The organism is Kaistella sp. 97-N-M2 (genome assembly GCF_021513235.1).
Classification (GTDB): domain Bacteria; phylum Bacteroidota; class Bacteroidia; order Flavobacteriales; family Weeksellaceae; genus Kaistella.
Genome location: NZ_CP090976.1, coordinates 2,284,917 through 2,311,190 on the forward strand (window position 1 = coordinate 2,284,917; position 26,274 = coordinate 2,311,190).

The following is a 26,274-nucleotide window of genomic DNA, read 5'->3' on the forward strand; positions in this document are numbered from 1 at the left end:
TGCTTTTTGACATTATTCAAATTATTATCTGAAATGCATTGCCATAAATATGAATATTGAATCTAAATTACTTGAGATAAGAAAAATTGCTAGAGAGCGGGGAACATACGTAATGGGAAAATTGTTTGATGACTACTTAACGGGAGTGATGTCGAAAGTAAAAATTCCGTCCTGTTCTTTTTGTGGTGATGAAGAGAATTTAACAAAAGAACACATTATACCTAAGTGGGTTTTTGAAAGCCATCCGGAAAAATTCTTTAAATCTGATGTTAATCAACTTGAGCAAAAGTACATTAAGGCTACAATACCATTATGCAGAAAATGCAATTCTGATTTATTTAATTCTATAGAGCGTAAGATTCAAAAAGTATTATCAAAAGTTGATTTAAAGAGGTCATTTTACAGTTCTGAAGATTGGTTGCTTATAATTAGATGGTTAGAAATTATTGATTTTAAATTCCAAATTTGGGATTTAAGAACAGAATTTAAACGTCACAAAAAATCTGAATATGTTCCATTTTTGGCAGATTTTTCAATTGCATTTATGCGTGATATTTCAGTAAGGAGTGTAACTACGAAAACAAGAAAATCTCTTAAAAGAATTGCAACAAAAGATAAGAGTAAACGAATTTCTTATCTTTTGGTTGGAAATACTAAGAATAAGTCATTTCATTATATGCATACTTCCGGGGAATTCATATTCATAGAAATTCCTTTGTATAGCAAGTTCTTTTTTTACTTTTATGAAAAGGATTTTAAAAACGAAGCACACGCTAAAAATGAAGCGTTAAAGATTATAAAGTCATTTTATTAAGATTTAGTAATGCATATAAACCACCAGCGTTTTGTTTCAATAGCTATATAATTTTTATTAGGCTGAAAATTAATAAGTTGATATTTTGCTTATCTTTAGAAATAAATTTAGAATCCCTCAATAAAACCAACGCACAAGGATAATATCCATTTTATGAACGATACAAATCCCAACAAATCAGAACTTCAATTTCTGACTTTAGCATATAATCGATTTTACGATATTTATGATGAAGTTATGGATGATGATTTTTGGGACAAAACCGATTGGGAAAGATTTTCAAAAATAAAACAAGCATTTTCGATATACACTGAATTGCTAAACTACGAACCTTTAAAATTGGTAATTGAGAAATTAAAGCAAACAAGACCTCCTATGGAATCTGAAATAGGAAGCGAACTTTTCAAGTTTGTAAGGAATGTTGTTGCACACTTTCCATTTTTCAAAAGTTGGGATAAGTTTCAGCAGGAATCCATCAAATAAATGTTGATAGCGTATCATATCCGGATTGGCGTACAGACATAGTTGCCACAATGATTGAAAGGACAAATAATTGGGCATATAGCAAAGCTTCACAAAAATGTAGGTTCTGCAAAACGAAAGGAAAAACAAAGCGAAAAGGTATGGTATTCCCTGATGGTTTTGATTTTCATTCCCAACCATAGTCAAAAACTGCAAGCCATTACCTTTTGCTGATTTGTAATAGCAATCCAAGTCTTGATGCAAATGATGGGGAGATTCCCAATGTGGCTCGGGATGATAGGGACTTGAAGCGTAAATCCTGTTTTTACCCTGTATAATTTTTACAGGATAATTTTTTAACTTTACAATTCAGATGATTTAATAGAAATGGCTTTATCTTTAAGCCTTTAAATTTGATAACCGCTATGGAACAGAAAATACATCAGGGAAGAAATGTAAAACGCTTTAGAGAAATGCTAGGCATCAAACAGGAAGCTTTGGCTTTTGACTTGGGTGATGAATGGAATCAGAAGAAAATTTCTTTATTGGAGCAGAAAGATTTCATCGAAGAAGATCTTCTAAAGGCCATTTCAAATGCTCTTAGAATTCCTGTAGAAGCTTTTCAGAATTTTGATGAAGAGCAAGCGATTAATTTTATTTCAAATACTTTTCACGATACGCAGGGTTTGATTAACTATAGTCCAACTTTTAACAATAATTCTATTGATAAATTAGTGCAGTTGCACGAAGAGAAGATTGCTCTTTATGAAAGAATGCTGAAGGAAAAAGATGAAATGATGAATAGGCTTGAAAAGCTTATTAACAAATAAAATATAAGTAATTCGGGATAATTACTTTTTCATAGGGAAGGCTCAACTGATAGTTGAGCCCTTTTTAAATAGATAATTTACAATTTGTTTTTGAAAGATTACTTCCTACAGTTTGGGTGTTGCACAAAGTTCAATGGAATAATCTAAAGTGAAATCTTAAAAATATTTTTACAGAATTCCAACAGCAAAGCTTTTGGGAATAACACATCTGACTTAGTTTTTAATAATTTTCATTGTCATCTTCTTCTATGTTTGTACTGTTTATTTCTTCATATGCATCGTCTAACCCTGCATTTTTATAAATTTCAGATAGCGACTTTTTTGGGAAGTTTTTGTTTTGATTTAACTTGATTGCTTCAAGTAATATTTCATTTGCTTTATTAATATCGTTCTCAATATAGTAAGCGTATTCACCCTGCATACATCTAAGTATATCATCAGATTTAATGTCTGGATTTGATTTTACAGAGTTCATTAATGTTTCTAAAATTTTTATGTCAGATGAACTGGTTTTTTTTCTTCTTATGATACTTACAAAATAGGAATGAATGTGGTAAATATTTGTTTTTCTTTTCTCATAGTTATCTTTTGCTAAATCTACGGCATCATCATATTGACCAAGCGATAAATATATGTTTACAATTTCTCTTTTTGATCGGGAATGCTCAGAGTAATATTGAAGAGCTTTAGAATAGTTTTCTAATGCTTTCATTCTATTTCCCTTATGTCTGTAATAAAAGCCTAACAGAAAATAATAGTCTAAATTATTTGTTTCGTTTCTAAAGAACGAAATATGGTCAAAAAACTTCTCGTTCTTGGTTCTGGCATAAGCCAACGTTAATCTATAATTGGTTTCCCAAATTATTTGTTGATCATAGTTTTGGTTTTCTAATAATTCAACACAAATTTTAATTACATAATCATAATTTCCTTTGTCATACTCCTTAATGACATTTTTTATTATTAACGAAGGAATAAAGTATTTTTTAGGCACTTTTAATTTATTCTCTAGCATTGCTTGTAGAGTTACCATAAACTCAGAATAATCATTTACAATAATCTTGTCTAAATCCTCTTCAAGTAATTCTTTTGAAATAGCATCCAGTTTCGTTTTGTACTTCTCTTCGAGCTTTATTTTTGTCCTATTAATGAAGTCTGATAAGGTGGGGTTTAATTTTACATAATCATATCCACCAAAAACGAAATTGAATAATGATAAGTCAAACAATGTTTGAAGAGCATTTGAAGTTTCTTCATTATCCCCTAAAACTTTATTTATTAGTTCGGTGCTGAAAATTTCATTTGTCGAAAGTAAAATAGCTAATTGATATGCTATTGGGGTATCTTTTAGGTGATTCAATAGTGTGCTACTAAATCTGTCGGAGTATTCAATAATGTCATTGACATTTTTCTTTGCTTCAAAAGGATTTATCTCTATCAAATTAACTGCATAAATTATTTGTGAGGGTATTCCTTTTAGATGTTCAATGAAAAACTCTTTATCTTCGCGACGTATTCCGTCAAGTTGATATATTTTGAGTAATCGTAAAAATAAATTTTTCGTTTCAGGCGTAGATAGTTCGGGAATTCTATAAACAAGTGATTTTCTTTCTCTTTTGAGTTTTACTTCATTAGGTCTATACTTTGAAATCAAACATAAAACAAGATTGTTGTCAAAGATTTCGTTATTAACAAGCTCCTTAAACCAATTTACTACAGAATTATTAGGTAAAATAATACCACCTTCATCAACTATGAAAATCAATTCCTTGAAGTCCATAAATTGCTTAACAAGATTAACAGCAATTTCAATTTTAGATTCAATACTTAAGCTTGAAAAATCATAATCTAAAATTGCAGGATTTTTACTTATAGTATTTAATTTATAAATGAAGTTTTCAATGCTTTCTTTTGATTCAATTGTAATATATGTTGGTGTGTCTAGATATTCTGTTAATTTATATTTTCTAAGAGCATTCTTAAGAAAAGTTCGTCTTCCTATACCTTCAAAGTAGTTGTATGCGATTATGTATGTCGGTGTCCAACTGTCAATGTTATTAATCTCATTTTCAAATTTTTCCATTTCGGAATTACGCCCAACAAAATTATTTTCGATATCTTGATTAAATTTTGTTTTTTTGAAATTAACTTCTCTAAGTGCCTGACGTATCTTTTTTAAGATTATGACTTCATTGTCTATATATTTCAAATTGTAAGGCTTAGCAATCCAACTTGGTAGCCTAACGTCAGAATACAAAATTTTTTCGTCAATGATTATAGGAATAATTCTGTGTAAGATCTCACTATTCATATTTTCTTTTGCTCTTTGAATTTCTTTTTTCACCCATTCAGATTCTAATGAGTCATCTGAGATAAACAAAACAAAAATATCCGAACTGTCCAATTCGCTAAATATTTGTTCGAGGGTTATGCGTCCAGGGTCAAATGATATTTCGTCTAATACACAATTTTTGTTTCCAAGTTGATTAGCTACTTTACGAACTATTTCTTTGTCTTTGCTACTGTGAGATAAAAATGCTTTAGCCATAGTTTATTGCCTTGTTATTATTCTGAACATAAAATAAATGTCCAAGATGGCTAATATAATAAATTTTGCACATTTTAAGTTATTTGACAAAAAGTGAAAATCTATTAAAATTACCGCTAAAGTTGAATTTTTACCCTGCAACACACCTTACACAAAACTATTCTCAGTTGACGTCTCACTATGAACCTCTTACTAAAACTTTTTAATGCGAGTAATTCTTGCAAATCATACCACAGCCTATATTTTAACTACTCCTTTTGCTTACTCGCAGTAAATCCATCCTTAAATCTTAAAAAATCTTCCGCTTTTTTAGGATTATTTTTAATCCACAATTGCATTACTTGAGTGTTTTCAGTCAATATTTTTATTTCGTTTTCGTTATAGATTTTTTTTCCTTCATCAGCAATTTCATTTAAAATATCTTGGCGCAGTTCACTTTTTGCTTTGATGCTTTCTTTATACCAATTGGTTGCTAAATTGATAGAAATAATCAGCACCAAAACTGCAAAAATTGCAACTCCAATTCCGCTCCAAATAAATTTCTCCATCCTTTTTGCTGGTTTGTGAAAACTTTCTAAAAAATCGCTGGTTTTTTTTGAAATAACGGCTCCTATTATGGTGGCAATATCTCCTAGATATTGATTTCTTGAAAGTTGTTCTTTTTCATAAAAAGCCAATACCTCATTAGGAATTTCTTTTATGACTTCAAGGTCTAATTGCATTTGACCAATTGCCAATACCAGATCTTCAATATCCGCTTTCACTTCCGCATTAGATTCCTTATTCTCCAAATTTGAAGCAATGTTATTGTTATTAGATTTTATCACGTTTTCCAAAAGTTCCATTCCACTACTTTTAGATTCTTCGTTTTGATTTTGATTTTCCATTTTTTTGATTTTTGAATAGTTAATATTTACCTTGATTTCCGCTTCTTTTTCCAAAGTTCATCATCGTTTTGCGCAACATAATTCGGCTTCAAAAGCTCTTCTAAAAGTTCACTTGCAATTTTTGCTACACTTTCCTTTGATGATGATTGTGGTTGCGTGTTCAGACTATTTATTTCGCTGATTCCGGACATTGATTTTATCAGATCTTGAAAGGTAGAATCTATTTCAGAAAGAGAAAACCCCTTGTATTGATTAAAAAGCAATCCGTTTTTCTGCTTGTTATTTCCCAATTGTTCAGTTTTACCTATCCACACATCTTGAATTTCATTTTTTTGATTGGGTGTAAATTCTTCTTTATATTGAATTTTTAAAGAAAATCCTTTCTGATGAAGATTGGCTCGAAACTCTTTCCAATTCTCAGCCGTTTTCTCGAATTCCTGAACTGCATTTTTCACTTCAAACAAGGATTTTATTTCAGAAATTTTCAGTTGATTTGAGATTTCAGACAGTTTATAACCTGCTTTATAAATTCTTTCCGTCTGATGATTCTTGTCGTTTTCCATCACTATTCGCATTCCCGAAATCCCGTCCTTGACATTTGAAGACAATTGAACTTCAAAACCTTTTTTGTTCATTGCTAAGATCAGATCATCAAAATTATCTTCTGACCTAATAGCTTCAGTCAAGCTTCTCAGAATCTCTGCTTTTTTCTGAATTCCAATTTCAACATCGGTCAATAATCCTCTTGCTTTACAAAATTCTCGAACAGCTTCACCAAATCTCTTTCCGATATCGTGTGCTTTCACGGTGCACTTTCCCGATATATCAATCCTATTGACGACAAAATGAATATGCTTATGTTTCGTACTGTTGTGAATATCGAGTCGATATTGATTTTTGTTTGTCAAACCTACTTTTGCAAGAGCTTCTATCGCAATTTGTTTGAATTCTTCATCCTTCAATTTTCTACCAATTTCGTCTGGTTGAGAAATATAACCCGTCAAAGCCCATTTGTTCACTTTGGTATTTCTTTCAGCTACTCTTTTCATTTCCTGAAATTGACCTTCAGAAGTATCGCTTAGAAGATAATTAGAAGCCACCATCTCTGCTGTTCCTTTATCGTTTGCATTGTATTCCAAAGCAATTTTTGTGATTGCTCTTGTGGTTGCTGAATTATTCATCGTTCTGCATTTTTGAATATAAATATTGATGAATTAATTGGATCAGATTTTCAATTTTTACTAAAATTTCTTTCTTATTTTCAAAAACATTCCATTCCCGATTTCGCAAAAGATTGGTTATTTTTTTGAAATGGTTTCCATACTGAAGTAAGACTTCATCAGTTTTAAATTCATTGATTTTTAATTCTTTTTCCAACAAAACATTTCGGAGATAGGTTGATAATTTGAGCGGATGTTTTTCTTGCTTTTGAAGTAGAATTTCATATTCAGAATTGGTCATTCGTATTGAAATAACTTTGTCTAATTTTTTATTTTCTTTAGTCTTCAAACCACCTTTTCTGCCCAGCTCCTGAAAATGTTTTTTTCTTTTTTCCTGAGCAATTTTGGCTTCGTTTTCTTTGGTGGCTCGGTTTATAAATTCTTGTAAAAAGTCTTTTTCCATTGTGTTGATTTTAGTGTATTTAAAAGATTTCTGACGATAGGAAGAAATCAAAAATCCCAATTTTGCAATCAGCGGATCCGCTTATTGTAAACTTTGGGTACTTTTTGCACTAACATACCACCATAATTCACCTGTATTTATTTTACTCACCTTCTCCTAAGTTTTACTTGTCTTTCAGGTAATGGATTTTTGCGAATCATCCAGTCATTTAAGTCTTTAAAATCTGAATATAAAATCCGACAATCTTCTGCGTTTTGATTTTCATTTCTAATCATTTCAACGGCACGATTTCCAGCTTCATCATTGTCAAAATAAAGCTCAATATTTTCATAATTTCCTATTGAACTTTTAATATTGTGAATCATCGAAACGGAATTCAAAATGAGATAATCGACAGGTTCTTTTTCTAAAAAATTCTCTACATTTTTAAAGGAAAGAAAATCGAAAAAGCCCTCGAAAATCCGAAGCGATTCTGATCCGTTTTTTATGGTTGAAATATCTTTTTTGCCCAAACAAATTTTAGAATATTTATTGCGGATTTCATAACCGCCAGAATCGTTCTTGGAACCAATTCCGAAATAGTTTTTATCATTCATTCGGTAATGAATTTCGTGTAAGAACTGAGTTTGATTTCCAACTTTTCTTTCTCTTAAATATTCCAAAAGCGCAGGATGCTGGATTTCATTCACGTTAAGTATCTCATAATTTTTACTCGGGTTTTCGAACTTCTGATCAGGAATGTTTTGCTTTTGAAAAGAAGAGAAATTCTGATCTTCTGCCCATACTAAAACTTCATTGACTGAAGCGTTCAGATATTTCTTCATAAAGTCGGTATTCGTTCCACCGATTCCTTCTGAAAATAAGTACCAATAGTTTATTCTTTTAATGATTTTAAAAGAGGCTTGGGATTCGGTGGCAAAGGGGTTGAGATACCAAGCTTCTTTTTCCGATTGTTTCGTGGGTAGGTGTCCGAGAGAAAGGAGGACTTCTTCCAACGATATGCTGTTGAATTGTTTGCAGTTCATTTTGTAATTTTTAATGTTTTTTAGTAATAAATAGTAGGTGTCCTGTCGGTTCAAGCGGACGGGTTTGGTTTTGACTAATTTTTGATGAATTGATGATAAAACCTTGTAATTAATTGAATTATAATATTTTATGCCCTCATCAAACTCTCATCATCTCATCAAACTTGAGATATTCTTCTCATCACACTCTCATCAAAAAATAAGGCTTCAAAATTTGATGAGGCTTTTGATGAGAGATAACATATTGATTTTCTTTTCATTATCTATTAATTCATCATTTCATCAAATTTTTGGAGAATAAAATTCCTTTCTATTATAAAATACCGCCCTGTTTTGTTCTGCTGGTAGAAATTTCCACTGTAATCAATGTCGTATTTGATGTAGGCTAATGAATTGTTTTGAGGTTCAAGTTTCCAGTTTTCCTTTAGGAATTTTCGGACATCGTTGACCGTCCAATAATGATTTCTGAACATTTTACCCAGCATACTGAAAATATCCTGTGGAACACAATGGATCTTGCTGTCCTCTGTGCTTTCAAAAAATTCATATAACAGTTCAGTGATCTTTGATTCGAGTTTGTTGTTATTTTTCCAAACCAATTTCTGAAGGGCTTTCGTTCTGATCTCGGAATCTGTGAACCACATCCTTGTCTCTTTGCGACTGTGAAAAGGTCTCTGGATAAGGTATCGAAGGAAATAGGGAATCTCTTTGTTTAGGTTTTGTAGAAATTCTGTGTTTTCACTTTTTATAGATTTTACTTTGATGATCCAGAATCGGATCTCATTTTCATCAATTTGAATGAAGTTGTCCTCATTGTTGGAACAGAGAATGAATTTTCCAAAGAATTCCACTTCTTCACGGTCTTTCCCCTTGGCTTCTTTCTTGTCTTTATCGGTAGTGGAAAGGTATTTTAAGCGTTCTGTGATCTCCTTCTTGTCAAAGAATACTTCATCAATGGCGACAATCAGCATCGATGTCCAATCAGCATTAAATTGACTGCTGAACGAATCTCCTTTGATGTAGGTCATATTAAGCCCGAAAATGGATTTAAGCCATTTTATGAATGTAGATTTTCCTGTAGACCTTTCTTTGCTTACAAGACAGAGAATCGGGAGTATCTGTGTTGGATATTGCATTAAGATCTTGATATAATCTAAACCCAGTTCCAACTGTTCTCCAAAAATATGCTCCATAAATCTAAGTGAAAATGGAATCTTTTCTAGTAGGGTTGTTTGCTCCGGTGTCTCTTTAATAGGCTGGTAAGGAATCTCATTGTAAACATTATAGAATCCTTGGATAATTTGTTGGTATTGCAAATGGGATGGTATACAACAGAAACCGTCATACTTAGGAACTTGTGAGACATATATCTTTCCGTGATCGCTAATAATGGTCTCACGATTCCATCGAGTCAGTATCGAGATTCTATCTCCTGAGATTAATGGTTTCTCAATAGTTTTATAGTAGGTTGTCCCTACTCTTAGATATGGGATTTTTTCGCTCATATTTTAAAGGTTTGATTCCGTATAGGAAATACGGAAGGGTGAATTGGAATGCTTGATAAATAAAACTCTCTATCTATCTTCTATACTTAAGCGACTTGACTTCGTTCAAAGCATCCATAAGATCAAAATGGTTGACCCTGTAGAATCTTCCAATTTGTTCCGCCTTAATGTTACCTTTTAAAATATGTGAGCGTACGGTTTGATAATCGAGTTTTAGAATTTCTGAACACTCTTTGATAGAGTACAGTTTCTTTTTCAACTCAATTTCAGGTTCTTTTTTGAGAGAATAGAGTAAGTCTTTCACTTCCCCTAATTCGTCGAGAATGGTTTGGAATGGATTTGTTGTCTGCATAATCTGATATTTATTTGCAGACAAAATTGTATGATTGGAATAACTAATGATGCAATTCTACTCAATTGCGTAAAGTTTAATACTTGATATTAAATAACTTAGATAATTCTTGATAGATAGTTTCCTCAAAATCATTAGGTTTCACAGTTATTGCCCGTGAAAATGTTCCTTTGTCAAAATTGGAATTATATTCGTTTTCCATAGCCTCAATAATAGTGGTGTCTTGAAAATCCGGATTAATAATATGATTGTCTTTTAAGAATCGGTGGATTCTGATGAAGGAAGATTTCTGATCTACGATTAGGTTGTGATTTTCATCTATGAATTTTTTACCCTTTAGAAAAGTAATAAAGATTTTAGAACTATTTTCCCCAATCATAATATCTGTTAATAGGACTTCTCTTTTTGTTTTGCTCTCCAAAGCAAAATATAGAAAAAGCGTCGTTTGAGCTCCATTCAAAAAATTGCCCTGTAATTTCATTAGGTTGCCTGAACTTAAAATACTTAATGATTCTTTTCGATATTGCTCTATACAATATTCAATCTTCTCTTCAAAGTTGTGATTTCGGGAAGCATCTATATTTTTGAAGTGGAAACTGAAAAAGTTATCTAACTTTTCATATCGAATAAGAAACTCATTTCTTTTCTTATTAGTAAGACTAATTTCGCTGGATTTTTGTTTGGCTATTTCAATTCTTTTTGACAACATCTTTGAAATTTTTTCACCTTTGATCCAGTAAAAAATCATCATAGGATAACCTACAAATTCTTCCCAAAAATTCCAACGTCCATAAAGTTTCTTTTGATCCATAATCTAAATTAATGATTATTTAAAAACTTCATTCATTATATGAAATTATTTGTTGTATAAAATATCTGAAGTGATGATTTTATATAGCAGATTTAAGAGCACTTGCAAATTTTAACAAATCGTGAATAAACTAAAGTATTTATGAATTATTACTTAAAATTGTTAGCTATTTTCATTATTATTTTATACTTAAAAATTGTTCGTATAATATTTTCGAGTAATAATTACCATATCGACGGATAATGTATCTGCTTAAAACAATTGGCATTAGATAAAGGATAAAGCAAATTATTCCCAGAGTTATTTGGTCTTCTAATTTATTGTACGTGCCATACCAATAAATTGCAATAGCAAAAATTACTGCAATCAGGCTTCCTCCAATTAAATTTCTCCAAAAACCATATTCAATATTGTGTTGCAATAATAAACTGTCACCCCGCAAAACATTTCTAATTTGAGAAACAGCGGTAGAAATTAATTTACGAGCATCATTTTCATTTTGTGCTTCTGATTGAGCATCAGCCAAAACTATTTTAAATTCTTTTTTGATTTTGTTTCGAATTTTGTCTTTTATTGGTTTAGGGTAGTGTGTATCACTAATCAACAAATGGTTAGTAGTTGGCATAAATAATTCTTCTCTAAAATGGAATCGTTGAAAAATTTCTTTTGCAACAATTCGATTTATTTGAATACATAAAAAAATGATTGCTCCTGAAAGCCCAAAATGTGCTATATACGGTAAAATATCATAAACATTTTTTAATGCATCTGCATACTGTATAGCAATAATTTTATTAACAAAAATAAGCATCGGTATGGATGTTATTAATGCGGGGAAAAGTCGGGCACGATAAAAATATGGATTCGTAAGCATTTTTTACATTGTGTATTAATTATTTTTTTTCCAAATCAGAAAAATAATATGATTTATCAGCTGGATGTAGGGTACAAGACGGGCTTCCTTGATTTGAGAAAATAATCATAACAGGGCAATCTGTTAGGTAATTTTTTTCAATAGCAATTTCCGTAAGACTTTTTATATCTGTTTCACTTGGATGATTATTTGCAGAAGGGTGGGAATGCCACTCTCCAACATAAATTGTACTTTGATTAGAGTTCTGATATATTTCATCTAAAAAGTTCTGGCAAAATTCAATATCCTTTTCAAATTTGGTTGATGACATTACTGCTTTTGGTCCTGGACTAGAAACACGAGTAATAACTATATTGCCTTTTTCATCCTTAATTCCTGCCATAACTCCACCTGTTTCTATGGTTGGATTTTCACGGATTAAGTTTTGCATATATGAGATACAATCTTCTTTTATTACAACCTTTATTTTCTTCTTATTATTACAATAAACACAGTCTTTGTGTGGTGGAATGTATTGACTGTGTATACTATTAGCATTTATAGGAGTTCCGTCAACTGTCTCAGTTGACCATATCCAATGATTATTTTCCGATTCTCCACCTTGGAGATGTTCAATGATAAATCTTGAAGCCATTGAAGCGGTTAGTTTTAAATCTGCGGCACTTGCAGGTCTGATAGGATTATTACATTCATTTTTTAGTGTAGGATATTCCGCATCTTCAGGAATCTCAATGAAGTGTTTATTCTCATTTCTGTAAAGGCTTAAACAATGGAAGCAAGCGTCTTTTTCAGGGATTATTCTGAAAATCCGTGCAGTTTTTCCACCACGTAAAGCTCTAACGTAAAATGCAGGTTTGTTTGATAAAACCAGCTGCTGATTGATAAATCCTTCAACATTATCATCAGCAATTGAACAGATTGTAATAGAATCATCTTCCAAATTTTTTGGATTTAACTGATACAAATCCTCAGTAATAGGTAAAATTTTCACAAAAGGATTGTGACTATTAAGTATTTGCCATACAGCTATTACCTTCGGAAGGCCAATGTATTCCATACCAGCTAAATGTCTTACAGCATTATGTGCATGCATAGCTTGGTTATCCACAAGCATAATATCTCCAACACCAGCCTTGGCAATACAATCAGCAATTTCGCTTCCTAAAGCTCCAACACCAAAAATATTGACTGATGCATTTTTTAGAACATCATAATCAGCTCTTTTGCTATTCCGTTGATGAAATGATTCTTCTGTTAGTTTTTCAGATTGAATAGCTTCAATTTTATCATAACAGTCAAAAATTTCTTTTATTTTTTGTGTATTGTCTGTTTGTACAAATACGTAGCCACCTGACAATTCTTTTTTAGAAATTTTGAAAAGTTGAAATTCGTAAATGCCTTTTCTGTTTGGAAATCTTAATCCTAAAAAGAAATATTCATCCAAGTTCTTAAAATGGTGAATTGATTGGAATAATCTGCTTAACCCTTGCTGATAATCCCCATTGCCAATAATTGTAATAAGATCTTCAATTTTACGAAAAGGAGCGGGTTCTGAGCTTATATGAAACCAAGATGCTTTTAATAAAATTTTATCCTTTAATAATCTCTCAACAGTGCTGTTTTTAGAGTATAAGTCGAGAGAAGTTTTAATATCTTTTATTCCAAATCGAGAAAGGTCAATATTGATTTGTTTAAAAATCCCATTCTCCTTGCCATCAATAAAACAACCGAAGTATATATACTTGTCTTCAGTGAAAATTGGATCTTTTGGAATAAATTTAAAAAGATTAGCGTAACAATCTCCTTCTGCTAAGGTTAAATCTAAAAATTGTTCGGAATAGAAAAACTTTGTATCTGAGCAGATATTATTAAAATGTGCAATAAAATTAACATCCTCACTGTCTGGAGGATATTCTCCTGTAATATGTCCTGCATGCCAATCTGTAACACGTTGAAGTATCGTTGAAATTCCGTAAATATTTATAGGTTTATCTAAATCCTCCCTTTCTAAAGTACATAGTTCTCCTGAGCTATTCTGATGTCTAAGATTATAATAAAATTTTGTGAAAGATTTAATATTTTCAAGTGCTTCAGAAAGTTGTAGCTTAGATAATTGAACAATTTCTTCCTGTGATAATTGTCTTTCCAATGGGAAAATCATTGGTAATCGATACGGTGTTGCGTCTGAATACAAGACTAAGATTGGAAAACGATGTAAACCATTGACCCTCACGATAATATTGCCATGAGAGATAAATAAATTATCACGAAATTGAAATAACTCCTTATAATTACTATCATTCGCCAAAGCATTACTTTCTCTGCGTAAAAAATCTGGGTGTTTTTTAAACCACTGTAACATTATCCCATAGGTTTATTATCAATCCTTGATGTTTGTACCCCGATGTAAACATTTTTAGATGTATCATTTTTTCCGCTTTCACCACCACTATCCGTTATGCCATATTTTTCAATTAATTCTTTATCAGTTTTAACAGTTATGTTGCCATAGGAGTCTATATCTACAATTACAGATTCAATGTTAGCACCAAGATGCAAAATACCGTCTTCGTCAATGTGTTTCTTATATAGTTCCATAGCATCGTCATGTGGATGTTCGTGTGGACTTTCACTTTGTTTTGGAGCACTAATTATTAGATAAGAAGGCTTTATATATTCTATATGTGTTTCATAAACGTCCTCGTCATCTTTGTTATTTTTGAAAAATGTTCGAGAGCCATGATGGCTCGCACTTAAGACATCAGCAGGTAAACTATTCTTATGATATTCTGTAATGTGTTCTTTCCATGCTTCTTTATCAGAATCTCCTGTCATTAAAATACTTTTTGGATTTATTCCATAAGTAAACTTGATGACACCGCATTGCTCGTGAATCCTTTTATTTCTTTCATCGGCATCACCTTCTCGAATATCTTCACATAAATATTGTGCAGGAGATATCACTTGAAAATCAATTAATCCTAACTTTTTTGTAGTTGCTACATTATCAGATGTTCTTATCTTGTTAAGCTCATTAGTTCCTAATAAAAAGTATTCATTGCTCTTTCCAACTTTCTTTACAACTTCAGTGAAAACTTCATATTTTTCTTTATGTTTACCTCCTGCTTTATGGTTTGAATGCCAAACTTCAGAAAACCCGATTTCGTCATATATTTCTTTAATACCACCTATGTGGTCATTATGTGGATGGGTGTTGATGAAAGTTGAAAGTTTCCCACCATTGCTGAATAATTCTTTAAATAAATAAACTAAATCAATTTCATTTTCCTCATTGTCTTTGTCAGAGTCCACTAATATGTACATATAATCATCTATATTTTGACCTGTTGGAATGACCATTAATGTTGACTCACCTTGCCCTGTGTAGAAAAAGATAGTTCGAAAGATACCAGCTTGAGTGGGTTTGATAATTTTTTCTGCTATAGTCATAATTTCTACTTAATATTTTCGTTAGAAGCTAAAATATATAAATCTTCGTAAAATTAATTACGGTTTCCCTGATTTGTTCAGATAAAAACCAGAGAATCGCAACTACTGAAATTTACTATTTTTAATAATATCCCAAATTTAAAAACTATATTTTTACTCCGGTTTTTGTGAAAAAATATAGTTTTTAAATATATTTTTATGAATTAGTACCGAACTAGCAAAGCTTTCTTAATTACTTGGTTTTATATTATAAATAATATGCTAATAATTTAATTATTATTTTTGGGGTTCAGTTGAAATAAATCATATGCTTGAAAATTAGTAGAGTAAGTTGTATCTGTCCAATTGCGTTTAGCCTTGTAATATTTCGCAAACTCGTAATTTTTTACATAAAAAACTATCTTACTCGCAGTAACATCCATTATTACATAACCGGCTTGATTGTTTGTAATCCTAGTTCGCGGATAACATTCATAAGCAAGATATTTTGAACTTGCGTTACCAAATAGTGTCACCCTCGGATTCAATGTTTTTAAGAACTCATAGCTCCTTCCTGAATCTCTTCCATGATGTGGTGCAAATAATACATCAATGTTTGTCACTTGATCTCTGTGATTTTTTAAAATATAGTCCCAAGAATCATTATCACTATCTCCCGCAAAAAGTATTTTCCAACTTGTACCATCTGGTCTAGGGTGTGTTAGTAATAGAACGTAAGATAAATCATTATAATCGCCATTTGAATTTGCTTTTCTAACAAGTTCTGCGGTAGGGCTTAATATTTTTATATTATCCTCATTATAAAATGAATTTTCTTGTCCTGCAAAATAAGTCAAACGTCTGGTTTCACTGATCTGACCACTTCTGATTTTTGTATAGAAATCCCAATCCTCTTTGTTATAACCAGCAAAGTTAGCACCATCTGCTACAGTTTTATTGTTATCGGTATCCCAAGTGTTCATAATATTAAACTCAGAATATAAATCACTGATTCCATCAAGATGATCCATATCTGGATGAGTAATGATAAAGCGGAAAATATCACTAATACCATATTTCTTCAAATATAAAATTGGGTTGTCTGGAGTCCTTTTCTGTTGATAATCTCTTTTGCTGGAGGGAACTTTGTAAGCTCCCCCGAAAACAGTACGGTTTAAAAGTATAAAATTAATTAACTTTGACCTCCCCCCGATATATGGAACAATCTAAAATAGAGAAATTTGCATGTTTTGACTGTTTTCAATGAACTCGTTTGGCGTTAAATTTCCCAATGAGCTATGGGGTCTGTAACTGTTATAATCCTCTTTCCAGACATCCAGCTTTTGCTGTGCATCTTCCAGTGATAAGAACCAATTCACATTGAGGCATTCATCCCTTAATGATCCGTTAAAACTCTCTATAAACGCATTATCTGTAGGCTTTCCAGGCCTGGAGAATTCCAGTTCTATTTTCCTTTCATAAGCCCATCTGTCCAATGCTTTACTGATAAACTCCGGTCCGTTATCAATCTTAATCCGCTTGGGATAGGCTTGCTGCTCAAAGGTAACATTTTTTAATATTTCAGCAACATCTTCTCCTTTAATGGAAATTCCGGAATGAAGTACCAAGGATTTACGGCTATAATTATCCACTAAAGTTAAGACCCTGAATTTCTTGCCGTCAAACAGGGCATCGCTCATAAAATCCATGCTCCAGCACTCATGTAAACTAGAAGCAATGCCATTGGTAGGAACCCGGGATCGTGCAGATTTTATTCTTTTGTTCCGTTTTCTCCTTAGGTTCAAACCTTCCTCACAATAGATTCTGTAGATCCTTTTATGATTGTCCTTCCATCCTTCCCGTCTCAGAAGAATATGTAAACGCTGCACGCCATACCGAACACGAATGTTGGAAAGTTCTATGAGTCGCATCCTCACCGCCTTATCATCTCTACGATGTGGATGGTAATAATAAACACTGGGCTGTAAAAACACCAAACGACAGCTTCTTCGCTTAGAAACCCGGTAATCCTGCTGTATCCCTTTCGCCAGTTCACGCCTCTGAACCGGCTTTAGAACTTTTTTTCAGAACATCCTGAAGAATCTGCTTATCTAAACTTAAGTCCGCTACCAGCTTTTTGAGCTGGCTGTTCTCTTCTTCCAGCTGGCGCAAACGGCGAAGTTCCGTGATGCCCAAGCCTCCGAATTTTTTTTTCCAATTGTAAAAAGTTGCCTCGCTGATACCCATTTTGCGACATACTTCTTCCACTTTTACTCCCGTCTCGGATTGCTTCAAGGCGAAGACAATCTGACTTTCTGTAAATCTGCTTTTTTTCATTTGATTTTTCTTGTATTAAAGTTAATTACTTTATCGAAAAATCTCTACTTTTAGGTGTTACGGTTTTGTGGGAGAAGGTCATCGAGCGTGGCGACAGGGAAACAAAAATGAAAACGTGCGCATCAATTTTATGCTGACCAATGATAGTATTGATGTTTTCATGTTGCAAAAATTGCAGTCTAAACAAGCGAGATATTTGGAAGCGATGAAAAGGGGTGCAGATGTTTTAGACATCTCGGATATAAGCACTCAAGAATTGAAAACTTCTATCATCACAAATCCCGAAACCAGAGCGAAAATTGAAATAGAGTTGCTGAAAAAAAAATTAGAGAGTGAAAAAAATAAATTTCTTGCAGATAGTGCTTTCGTTTTAAGAAAATATGAAGAATTTACAAAAGTACAGTCCGAAGTTCATAAGGCGGAATATGCTTATCACAGGATTTTAGAATATTCAAAAAATAGCGAAGACGTAAATGCAGATTATTGGGAAACCCAACTGACATCGTACCAAAAAAGTATAGATTTAGCCAAAGTGGAAGTCCATAATACTATTTTAAAATTATCTGAGAAAGGCGTGAATGTTACGGAAATAGAAAAACAATCTCAAGCAACCGCAGAGAATATATCCAAAATAGATGAGAAATTGGAAGAATTGCCCTTTATAGAAACTAATTTAATTGAACAATATAAAGAAGAGAAAAAAGCGCGGCTGAAATTGAATGTCAAAACTGATCATGTGAAGGATAGGGAAGAGGAAAATAGAAAATTATTTAAGCATGTTCTTTTCGCTGCCATAAACGATAAACATAGAGTAGTTGCCATTAAGTATTCTGAATCCAAAACTGAGAATAGGAAATTTGCAGGTAGAAGATAGATAATTTTTAATTTGTCAAGTTTACAAAATGTAATATTGACAACCCATCGATTTTTACACTTCAGCAGTGGAATCTCTAACATCTAATTAGTAAGAACAACTTTTTTATTAAAATATTCTAAATATTGGAAAAGCCAAATGTCATACTATACACACAGAAATCTATCATGATAACTTGTAAAAAAAATGATTTTTATCATAAAACATAGCCAAATAATGATCGGTCTATAAGTTAAAATAACTATATTTGTAACGGATTACTTAAAAATGCATATTAATTCTAAAATACCGTTTTTCTGTTTTATACTGGTTTTATTTCTAGTACCTAATTTTTTATTCGGTTGCGCCATAAATAGTAAGGCTGATAAAGTAGAAAAGTCTTTGATTGTATTAGAGTTCAGACAGTCATTTGCTGAGCTACAGCCCGAATGTTCCAGCGGAGACTGTGAAGATGAATGTTGTCATCCTAAATCCCATCAATGCTCAACCGGTGACTGTTCCGGAAACTGCAGTGGAAATACTTGCAGTTCCTTTCAATATCCAGTGCTCGCTGATAGCAATAAGTTCCTAAATTCTCAAAACAAGTTTGATTTTACTTCCAAAAGATCGCAATTCTATTATCTTAATCCGTTTTATTCCAATGGATTTCACACCATTTGGCAACCGCCAAAAATAGGGTAAATACTCTTCTTACAGCCAAAATTATGCATTGTCGTACAACGTAGTTTGTTTCTTGTCGGCATCCTATTTTTTGCTGTATCCGTAATTGTCATGTACGGGAAATAATATTGTGATCATACGTCACACTTTAATAAATTGATCTTTAAAGGTCAATTTCTATCTGACACTTCAACAAATCCAATCTTAATCTTAAATCTGAATTTCATGAAAAATTTGGCTTTTGGTATAATGGCTGTATTGGCCGTATTCCTTTATTCCTGTAATAGTCCCGAAACCGATAAAAATGCCGCAGTGGTAAATGCTGGTGTTACTAATAACCAGCCAAAAATTGGAGACCTCGTTCCCAACGATGAAGTTTGCATGGTGAATAATGCCTATATGGGTAAAAAACAGCTGGAAGTAAAATATGACGGCAAAGTTTATTACGGCTGTTGCGCAGATTGTCAGAATAAAATCCCGACGCAGGAAAGCGCACGTACGGCTACTGATCCGGTATCTAAGAAACCGGTAGATAAAGCGACTGCAATTATCGCGATCTCTGATCAGAACGATGGCGTTTTGTACTTCGAAAATCAATCTAATTATACTACTTTTTTTAACAAATAACTTTTAAACTTTTAAAATAATGAAAATATTAATCTTCAGTTTATTGGCAATCGGAACACTATCTATGAGTGCCTGCAAAGACAACAAAGAACAAACTGCTAACACTACCATGCAACACGATATGAAAGGTATGAAAGATGGCCAAATGATGGAGGGTACCAACATGACCGTTACCGCGGCCAAAAAATCCTCCGCCAATCTTGACGAACTTACATTAAATTATATGGAATTGACTTCAGCCCTCGCAAATGACGATGATGGGAAAGCTGCTTCTGTCGGTAAAAATATAGTACAGTCACTCGCGAAAATTGACCAAAGCAGCTTTTCAACGGAACAAAAAAAGGGTTCGCAGATATCGTCGCTGACCTTAAAGAACATGCAGAACACATCGGAGAAAATGCTGGAAATATCGAACATCAAAGAGAACATCTGGATTTATTAAGTGCAGATTTTTATGATTTGGTTAAAGATTTCGGTACTTCAAAACCAGTTTACAAAGTCTTTTGCCCGATGTACAATGAAAGCAAAGGTGCTTTCTGGCTGAGCAATTCTGCAGAAGTGAAAAATCCTTACTATGGAAAAGACATGCTTAGCTGTGGCGAGGTTCAGGAAGAAATCAAGTAAACATATCAACCATTATGATTCAAAATTTAATAAGATTATCACTTAAAAACCGATACTTTGTATTACTTATTGCGGCGGCCCTTTTTATTTGGGGAATCTTTGCCGTACGGAGCAATCCCATTGATGCCATTCCGGATTTAAGTGAAAACCAAGTTATCGTCTTCACCGAATGGATGGGCAGAAGTCCTCAGATTATTGAGGATCAGGTAACTTTTCCGCTCGTGAGCAATCTACAGGGAATTCCGAAAATTAAAAATATTCGGGCTTCCTCGATGTTCGGGATGAGTTTCGTCTATGTCATTTTCGAGGACGATGCCGATATTTACTGGGCAAGAACACGGGTCATGGAACGGCTCAATTATGCACAACGTTTACTTCCACAAGATGTGACACCTACTTTGGGACCTGATGGCACCGGAGTAGGACATGTCTACTGGTATCATTTAGATGCACCAAACATGGATCTGGGCGATCAGCGCGCATTGCAGGATTGGTATATAAAATTCGCCCTGCAAACCGTTCCTGGAGTTGCTGAGGTTGCCTCTTTTGGCGGTTTTGAAAAACAATATCAACTCGTCATCGATCCTGTGAAACTGCAGTATTACAACATTTCGTTAATAGATGTAATGAACGCAGTGAAAACCAATAATAATGATGTCGGCGGCAGAAAATTTGAGATGGCGGACATGGCGTATATCATTCGCGGTCTGGGCTACATTAAGAATATTGAAGATATCGAGAATATCGCCGTGAGCAACAATCAAGGTATTCCAGTTCGGGTGAAAGATGTGGCATCCGTACAAATGGGTGGCGATTTGCGGACGGGTATTTTTGATGTTGACGGTAAAGGGGAAGTAGTGGGCGGAATTATCGTCGCGCGCTACGGTGAGAATGCGGACAAAGTCATTAATGATGTAAAGGAGAAAATGAAAGAGGTGGAAAAAGGTCTGCCAGAAGGTGTTACCTTAAAAACCTCCTACGATCGAAGTACTCTAATAGAAGCAGCGATAGATAATATTAAAACCAAACTAGTTGAAGAAATGATTGTGGTGGCTATTATTGTCATTGTTTTTCTTTTTCATTGGCGCAGTGCCTTGAGTATTATTATTCAAATTCCAATCACTATTGCCATTGCCTTTATTATACTCAATGCTTTCGGACTCTCCTCCAATATCATGTCGCTTACAGGAATTGCCTTAGCCATTGGAGTCATCGTAGATAATGGAATTATCATGTCGGAAAATGCCTACAAAAACCTGTCGGATTGGCAGAATCATAACCAAAACAAAAACTCCTAATAATGAAGACCGATTGGTTTAAAAATATATTCCGGAAGAAAAGCCAAAAGCCGGATAATTATAAAAAGATACCCGAAGATATTCGGATGAGTATTATTGAAAAATCGTGTAAACAGGTATCAAGAGGAGTGTTTTTCTCTACCGTGATTATTGTGGTTTCTTTTCTGCCCGTATTTATGCTTACAGGACAGGAGGGCAAATTGTTCCATCCGCTTGCTTACACCAAAACTTTCATTCTGATTGTTGATGCTTTTCTAGTCCTTACTTTGGCGCCAGTGCTTATTTCTTTTTTTATGAAAGGAAAATTTAAGGATGACAATAAAAACCCAATAAATAGAGGTTTAGAACGATTTTATGAACCTCTGATCAGATGGTGTATTAAGTGGCGAAAAACCACACTCGGAATTAATCTTCTCGCCCTTTTAATCAGCATTCCGATGGTGCTGAATCTCGGTCGGGAGTTTATGCCGCCTTTGGATGAAGGTTCCATCCTTTTTATGCCCGTAACGCTGCCCGATATTTCTAATTCGGAAGCCAAAAGACTACTCCAGGTTCAGGATAAAATTATCAAAAGCGTTCCAGAAGTGGATCATGTTTTAGGCAAAGCCGGTAGAGCCAACACAGCCACCGATAACTCGCCCATCTCCATGATTGAAACCATTATTTTATTGAAACCTCGGGATGAATGGCGGGACGGAACTACAAAAGAAAGTTTGATCGATGAATTAAATGCCAAACTTCAAATTCCTGGCGTTACAAATGGCTGGACAATGCCCATTGTAAACAGGATCAATATGCTTTCTACCGGAATCAGAACCGATGTCGGCGTGAAGGTGTACGGAGAAAATTTAGATAGCATTTATGCCTTATCTCAACAAATTAAAAATGAACTGGTCGGTATTGACGGAATTAAAGATATGTTCGTGGAACCGATTACGGGTGGTAAATACATCGATATAAAAATAAATAAAGATGAAATTGGCAGATACGGTTTAAGTGTTGATGATGTAAATACCGTCGTAGAAAGTGCTCTGGGTGGAATGAAACTGACCACAACCATTGAAGGACGGCAGCGTTTTTCGGTGAATGCACGCTACGGCCAGGATTTCCGTAATAATTTAGAATCGATCCGTCGATTGCCTTTGCAGACCATGAACTTTGGTTCCATCCCTTTAAGTTCCGTAGCAGATGTACAACTCTCCGAAGGTCCACCAATGATCAATTCTGAAAATGCCATGTTGCGCGGTGCCGTTTTATTCAATGTTCGGGACCGTGATTTAGGGAGTACTGTAGAAGAAGCCAAGAAAAGGATAGATAGTAAAATGGCGAAAATGCCAAAAGGATATTATGTGGAGTGGAGCGGCCAATACGAGAATTTGATTCGAGGCGAACAAACATTAAAAATGATAATGCCCATCGTGCTTATTGTCATTTTTCTATCTATGTATTTTGCTTTTAACTCTTATCGCGAAGCGTTTTTCAATCTCATCAGTATTCCTTTTGCCTTAATTGGAGGTGTTTTTATGATATCGATTTGGGGCGTTAATCTTTCTGTTGCAGTGGCAGTGGGGTTTATCGCACTTTTCGGACTCGCCGTAGAAACCGGAATTGTAATGGTCATTTATCTCAACGATGCCATGGTCCAATTGGTAGCGAAAAACGGTAATTCCCGCGAAACCATTACCAATGAGGAACTGCGTGAGTATGTTATTTATGGTGCAGCCAAACGGTTGAGACCCAAAATAATGACGGTTTGTGTGACGCTCTTCGGTCTGGTTCCGATTCTTTGGAGTCACGGCGTCGGCAGTGACATGATGAAACCTATTGTTTTGCCAATGGTAGGGGGCGTTTTCACGTCGGCCATTCATATTCTTTTGGTCACGCCAATCATCTTTTTGATGCAGAAAGAATGGGAATTGAATAAGCTCGGGAAAATAGATGTACTTGATGCTTCCCATTAAAATTTAATCATAATTAAAATGAAAAAAATAACACTTCTACTATTATTTGCCTTTTTTTCTGGCAAAATGAGTGCTCAGCAAATGCCTTTGTCTGAAATTTTAGACAGTATTGCGGCCAATAATCCGGTGGTAAAAATGTACGATGCAGAAATGAGATCACTCGATGCTGCTGCTAAAGGTTCCAGAAGCTGGATGCCACCGATGGTTGGTGCAGGTCTTTTTATGACACCCTATAATCCGCAGCGTTGGAGCAGGAAGGGTGAAATGCTCGGAATGGGCTCTTTTGCGGTGTCTGTAGAACAAATGATTCCCAATAAAAAGAAATTGGATGCCAATGAAAATCTGATGACGGCCATGTCTTCGGTGGAGAAAGAGAAATTGTATGCGGCTTTGAACGAAAATTTTCAGGATGCAAAACAATTGTATTACGACTGGGTGGTTTTAGCGAAGAAAATAAAAGTAGTTAAGGAAAACAAGGTAATGCTCGACTTTATGATCAGGAATTCCGAAATCCGGTACAAGAATGGCCTCGGGAAAATTTCCGCTTATTACAAAGCGAAGGCAGCACTCGGCTCCGCAGATAATATGCAATTAATGTACGATAACGATATCCGCGTAAAGAGAATCCGTCTTAATGCTTTGATGGGAAGAAATCCTATGGAACCTTTAGAAGTAAAGTCCGATTTTAATTTAAATGAGTATGCGCTGGAACTTTTCGACGCCCAAAATTTTTATCAGAACAGAAGTGACCTGCGTGGGATTGACCGGGAAATTAATATTGCCCAGCTGAAACAGGATTTGGAAAGACAGAATCTGCGGCCGGAATTCGGTGTAAAATTCGAAAATATGGCGGGCTTCGGCGGACAGCCAATGCAGTTTTCATTAATGATAATGGCGAAAATACCCTTGGTTCCATGGACTTCCAAAATGTACGACGCCAATATCGAAAGCTTACAGATCAAGGAAGAAGCGTTGCTTGCAAAGAAAAAGTTGATGGTCAACGAGTATAGCGGCAGAGCCTATGGAATGCGTAACGAGCTGGAGCTGAATAAAAAACAGATTCAACTGTATGAAAATACCATTATTCCCGCCTTGAAGAACAATTATAAAATAATGCAGTTAGGCTACGAGCAAAATACGGAGGATCTTTTCACGCTTTACGATGCGTGGGAGAAACTCAATATGACGCAGTTGGAATATCTCGATATTCTTACCAAAGCCGTACAATCTCAAACTGAACTGGACCGATTACTTGAAAAAAGATGAAAAAATTAATACTGTTCACATTCCTGCTTTTAACTTTGTCAGCATGTGAAAAAATAAAATTTTGGGAAGACACCCACTCGCAAGCGGATGCGCTACATACGTATACCTGTCCGATGCATCCGGAAATTATCTCAGACAAACCAGGCAAATGCCCAAAATGTGGGATGGATTTGGTGTTGAAAAATGCACCGGCTCAAAAAGAAGAAGGCATCAAATTAGATGATTTGCTGCAACCCACCAACAATTTCGTGGTCTCGCAGTTGCCTGTCGTGCGTTTAAAAAAAGAAAATATCCCCACCACGGTAGACGCTTTAGGAATTGTGGATTACGACACGCGGCAGATTGGGACTATTTCTTCGCGGGTTTCCGGACGAATCGAGAAACTATATGTGCGCTACAAATACCAGAAAGTTTCCAAAGGACAGCGCATTCTCGATATATACAGCCCGGAATTGCTCACCGCTCAGCAGAATCATTTATTTATTTTAAAAAATGACCGGTCAAACGTAATGCTGCTCAATGCTTCCCGACAAAAATTACTGCTTCTGGGAATGCCTGCGTCGCAGATTCAAAGCATCAGCAGAAAAGGCAGACCCTATCTAAGTGTTCCAGTTTTCAGTAATTACAGCGGATATATTCAGGGAGCCGGAAATATGGCGGCAAGCCCCTCTCCTTCACCGGAAAGTGCCATGCCGGGTGGAAGTGCAGTTACTGCAGAATTACCTCTGAAAGAAGGAATGTATCTTGAAAAAGGGCAAAACATTTTCACGGTTTACAATCCGAATAAAAGTTGGGCAGTTCTCAATATTTTTGCAGAAGATATCGCATTGGTCAGTAAAGGACAGTCGGTTGCGGTGATTCCCCAAAGTGATCCTTCCCGGCGCTTCAATGGAACTATTGATTTTATTGAACCCTTTTTCCGTCCGGACAGCAAAACGGTTACGGCAAGAGTTTATTTCGACAACAGCATCGGGAAAATTCCAATTGGAAGCCAGGTAAGAGCGGAGATTTCCAGTCATTCTAAAGTAGCCGACTGGCTGCCAAAAACTGCCGTGGTTTCTTTAGGTATGGATAAAATTGTCTTCAAAAAAGTTGCGGGAGGTTTCATTGCACACAAAGTAGGGATCGGGGCCGTCATTAAAGATAAAATTGAAATTGTAAGTAGTTTGGAACCTGAAGACGAGGTGGCAGAAAACGCTCAATATCTCATGGACAGTGAAAGTCTGATTAAAGTAAATAAGTAAATAAAGAAAAAATGAAATTTAATATTCTCATAATGGTACTGTTGGTTTTTCTTTTTTCCTGTAAAAAGGAAGAAGATCCGCACGCCAACCACGATATATATTACACCTGTTCTATGCATCCCCAAATTGTGGGAGATAAACCGGGAAAATGCCCAATTTGCCATATGGATTTAGTTCCAGTTGAAAAAAAAAAAATGCCGATCCCAATGAGCTTGTCCTGAAC

General features: G+C 34.5%; 24 protein-coding genes and 1 pseudogene. 12 read left to right on the plus strand and 13 right to left on the minus strand.

The window, feature by feature from the left end; genetic code table 11:
* Positions 1-49 precede the first annotated feature (49 nt).
* The 3 genes from L0B70_RS10630 (at position 50) to L0B70_RS10640 (ending at position 2,106) form a co-directional block, all read left to right on the plus strand.
* On the plus strand, positions 50-814 hold the full coding sequence (locus L0B70_RS10630) for a hypothetical protein (protein WP_235141774.1): 765 nt from the start codon (positions 50-52) through the stop codon (positions 812-814).
* Between the two features lie 153 nt (positions 815-967).
* Positions 968-1,297, plus strand: coding sequence for a hypothetical protein (locus L0B70_RS10635; RefSeq protein WP_235141775.1), 330 nt, complete (start codon positions 968-970; stop codon positions 1,295-1,297).
* 404 nt (positions 1,298-1,701) lie between these two features.
* Entirely contained in the window at positions 1,702-2,106 is a 405-nt protein-coding gene (locus L0B70_RS10640; RefSeq protein ID WP_235141776.1) for a helix-turn-helix transcriptional regulator, read from the plus strand.
* A gap of 220 nt (positions 2,107-2,326) precedes the next feature.
* Here L0B70_RS10640 and L0B70_RS10645 read toward each other — a convergent pair whose 3' ends face one another.
* The 13 genes from L0B70_RS10645 to L0B70_RS10705 all read right to left on the minus strand — a co-directional run bounded on the left by L0B70_RS10645 (position 2,327) and on the right by L0B70_RS10705 (position 17,497).
* A complete protein-coding gene (locus L0B70_RS10645) occupies positions 2,327-4,654 on the minus strand; it encodes a toll/interleukin-1 receptor domain-containing protein (protein ID WP_235141777.1) in 2,328 nt (775 codons plus the stop codon).
* Positions 4,655-4,902: 248 nt separating this feature from the next.
* A complete protein-coding gene (locus L0B70_RS10650; RefSeq protein WP_235141778.1) occupies positions 4,903-5,595 on the minus strand; it encodes a hypothetical protein in 693 nt (230 codons plus the stop codon).
* The gene (locus tag L0B70_RS10655) at positions 5,568-6,722 is read right to left on the minus strand and encodes a relaxase/mobilization nuclease domain-containing protein (protein WP_235141779.1); all 1,155 of its coding nucleotides are present in this window, start codon (positions 6,720-6,722) and stop codon (positions 5,568-5,570) included. The genes L0B70_RS10650 and L0B70_RS10655 overlap by 28 nt, the downstream gene beginning before the upstream one ends.
* The gene (locus tag L0B70_RS10660; RefSeq protein ID WP_235141780.1) at positions 6,715-7,164 is read right to left on the minus strand and encodes a plasmid mobilization protein; all 450 of its coding nucleotides are present in this window, start codon (positions 7,162-7,164) and stop codon (positions 6,715-6,717) included. Before L0B70_RS10660 ends, L0B70_RS10655 begins: the two co-directional genes overlap by 8 nt.
* Positions 7,165-7,310: 146 nt before the next feature.
* A complete protein-coding gene (locus L0B70_RS10665; RefSeq protein ID WP_235141781.1) occupies positions 7,311-8,189 on the minus strand; it encodes a toprim domain-containing protein in 879 nt (292 codons plus the stop codon).
* Between the two features lie 266 nt (positions 8,190-8,455).
* The gene (locus tag L0B70_RS10670; protein WP_235141782.1) at positions 8,456-9,694 is read right to left on the minus strand and encodes a primase-helicase family protein; all 1,239 of its coding nucleotides are present in this window, start codon (positions 9,692-9,694) and stop codon (positions 8,456-8,458) included.
* Positions 9,695-9,767: 73 nt separating this feature from the next.
* Complete coding sequence (locus L0B70_RS10675; protein WP_002976362.1) at positions 9,768-10,046, minus strand: helix-turn-helix domain-containing protein; 279 nt, start codon at positions 10,044-10,046, stop codon at positions 9,768-9,770.
* A 76-nt stretch (positions 10,047-10,122) separates the two neighbouring features.
* Positions 10,123-10,857, minus strand: a complete 735-nt coding sequence (locus L0B70_RS10680; RefSeq protein ID WP_235141783.1) for a hypothetical protein — start codon at positions 10,855-10,857, stop codon at positions 10,123-10,125.
* 178 nt (positions 10,858-11,035) lie between these two features.
* A complete protein-coding gene (locus L0B70_RS10685; RefSeq protein WP_235141784.1) occupies positions 11,036-11,731 on the minus strand; it encodes a hypothetical protein in 696 nt (231 codons plus the stop codon).
* A gap of 19 nt (positions 11,732-11,750) precedes the next feature.
* A complete protein-coding gene (locus L0B70_RS10690) occupies positions 11,751-14,093 on the minus strand; it encodes a ThiF family adenylyltransferase (protein ID WP_235141785.1) in 2,343 nt (780 codons plus the stop codon).
* Positions 14,093-15,181 carry a ComEC/Rec2 family competence protein gene (locus L0B70_RS10695; RefSeq protein ID WP_235141786.1) on the minus strand — a complete coding sequence of 363 codons (1,089 nt, stop codon included), beginning with the start codon at positions 15,179-15,181 and terminating at the stop codon, positions 14,093-14,095. Before L0B70_RS10695 ends, L0B70_RS10690 begins: the two co-directional genes overlap by 1 nt.
* A 269-nt stretch (positions 15,182-15,450) precedes the next feature.
* Complete coding sequence (locus L0B70_RS10700; RefSeq protein WP_235141787.1) at positions 15,451-16,245, minus strand: ComEC/Rec2 family competence protein; 795 nt, start codon at positions 16,243-16,245, stop codon at positions 15,451-15,453.
* 141 nt (positions 16,246-16,386) lie between these two features.
* Positions 16,387-17,497, minus strand: a protein-coding gene (locus L0B70_RS10705) for an IS3 family transposase (RefSeq protein ID WP_235141788.1) whose coding sequence is annotated in 2 segments (ribosomal slippage) — positions 16,387-17,242 and positions 17,241-17,497 — 1,113 coding nt in all. Because the reading frame shifts where the segments join, the coding sequence is not laid out codon by codon here.
* 130 nt (positions 17,498-17,627) lie between these two features.
* On the opposite strand from L0B70_RS10705, the gene L0B70_RS10710 reads away from it, so the two are divergent.
* From L0B70_RS10710 to L0B70_RS13560, 9 genes and pseudogenes are all read left to right on the plus strand, one after another.
* Positions 17,628-18,371, plus strand: coding sequence for a hypothetical protein (locus tag L0B70_RS10710; protein ID WP_235141789.1), 744 nt, complete (start codon positions 17,628-17,630; stop codon positions 18,369-18,371).
* 885 nt (positions 18,372-19,256) lie between these two features.
* Positions 19,257-19,658 (plus strand): hypothetical protein, encoded by a 402-nt coding sequence (locus tag L0B70_RS10715; protein ID WP_235141790.1) that lies wholly within the window; start codon positions 19,257-19,259, stop codon positions 19,656-19,658.
* 223 nt (positions 19,659-19,881) lie between these two features.
* Positions 19,882-20,081 (plus strand): annotated as a pseudogene (locus L0B70_RS13555) (DUF3347 domain-containing protein); the annotation flags it as partial.
* Between the two features lie 36 nt (positions 20,082-20,117).
* Positions 20,118-20,282, plus strand: coding sequence for a metal transporter (locus L0B70_RS10725; RefSeq protein WP_235143605.1), 165 nt, complete (start codon positions 20,118-20,120; stop codon positions 20,280-20,282).
* A gap of 14 nt (positions 20,283-20,296) precedes the next feature.
* On the plus strand, positions 20,297-21,580 hold the full coding sequence (locus L0B70_RS13415) for an efflux RND transporter permease subunit (RefSeq protein WP_260089130.1): 1,284 nt from the start codon (positions 20,297-20,299) through the stop codon (positions 21,578-21,580).
* Between the two features lie 2 nt (positions 21,581-21,582).
* Positions 21,583-23,541: an efflux RND transporter permease subunit gene (locus tag L0B70_RS13420; protein ID WP_260089131.1), complete on the plus strand. Its 1,959-nt coding sequence runs from the start codon at positions 21,583-21,585 to the stop codon at positions 23,539-23,541.
* Between the two features lie 66 nt (positions 23,542-23,607).
* Positions 23,608-24,807, plus strand: coding sequence for a TolC family protein (locus L0B70_RS10735; RefSeq protein ID WP_235141791.1), 1,200 nt, complete (start codon positions 23,608-23,610; stop codon positions 24,805-24,807).
* Positions 24,804-26,051, plus strand: coding sequence for an efflux RND transporter periplasmic adaptor subunit (locus L0B70_RS10740; protein WP_235141792.1), 1,248 nt, complete (start codon positions 24,804-24,806; stop codon positions 26,049-26,051). Before L0B70_RS10735 ends, L0B70_RS10740 begins: the two co-directional genes overlap by 4 nt.
* A gap of 113 nt (positions 26,052-26,164) precedes the next feature.
* Complete coding sequence (locus tag L0B70_RS13560; protein ID WP_407929705.1) at positions 26,165-26,272, plus strand: heavy metal-binding domain-containing protein; 108 nt, start codon at positions 26,165-26,167, stop codon at positions 26,270-26,272.
* The last annotated feature ends 2 nt before the right edge of the window (positions 26,273-26,274 follow it).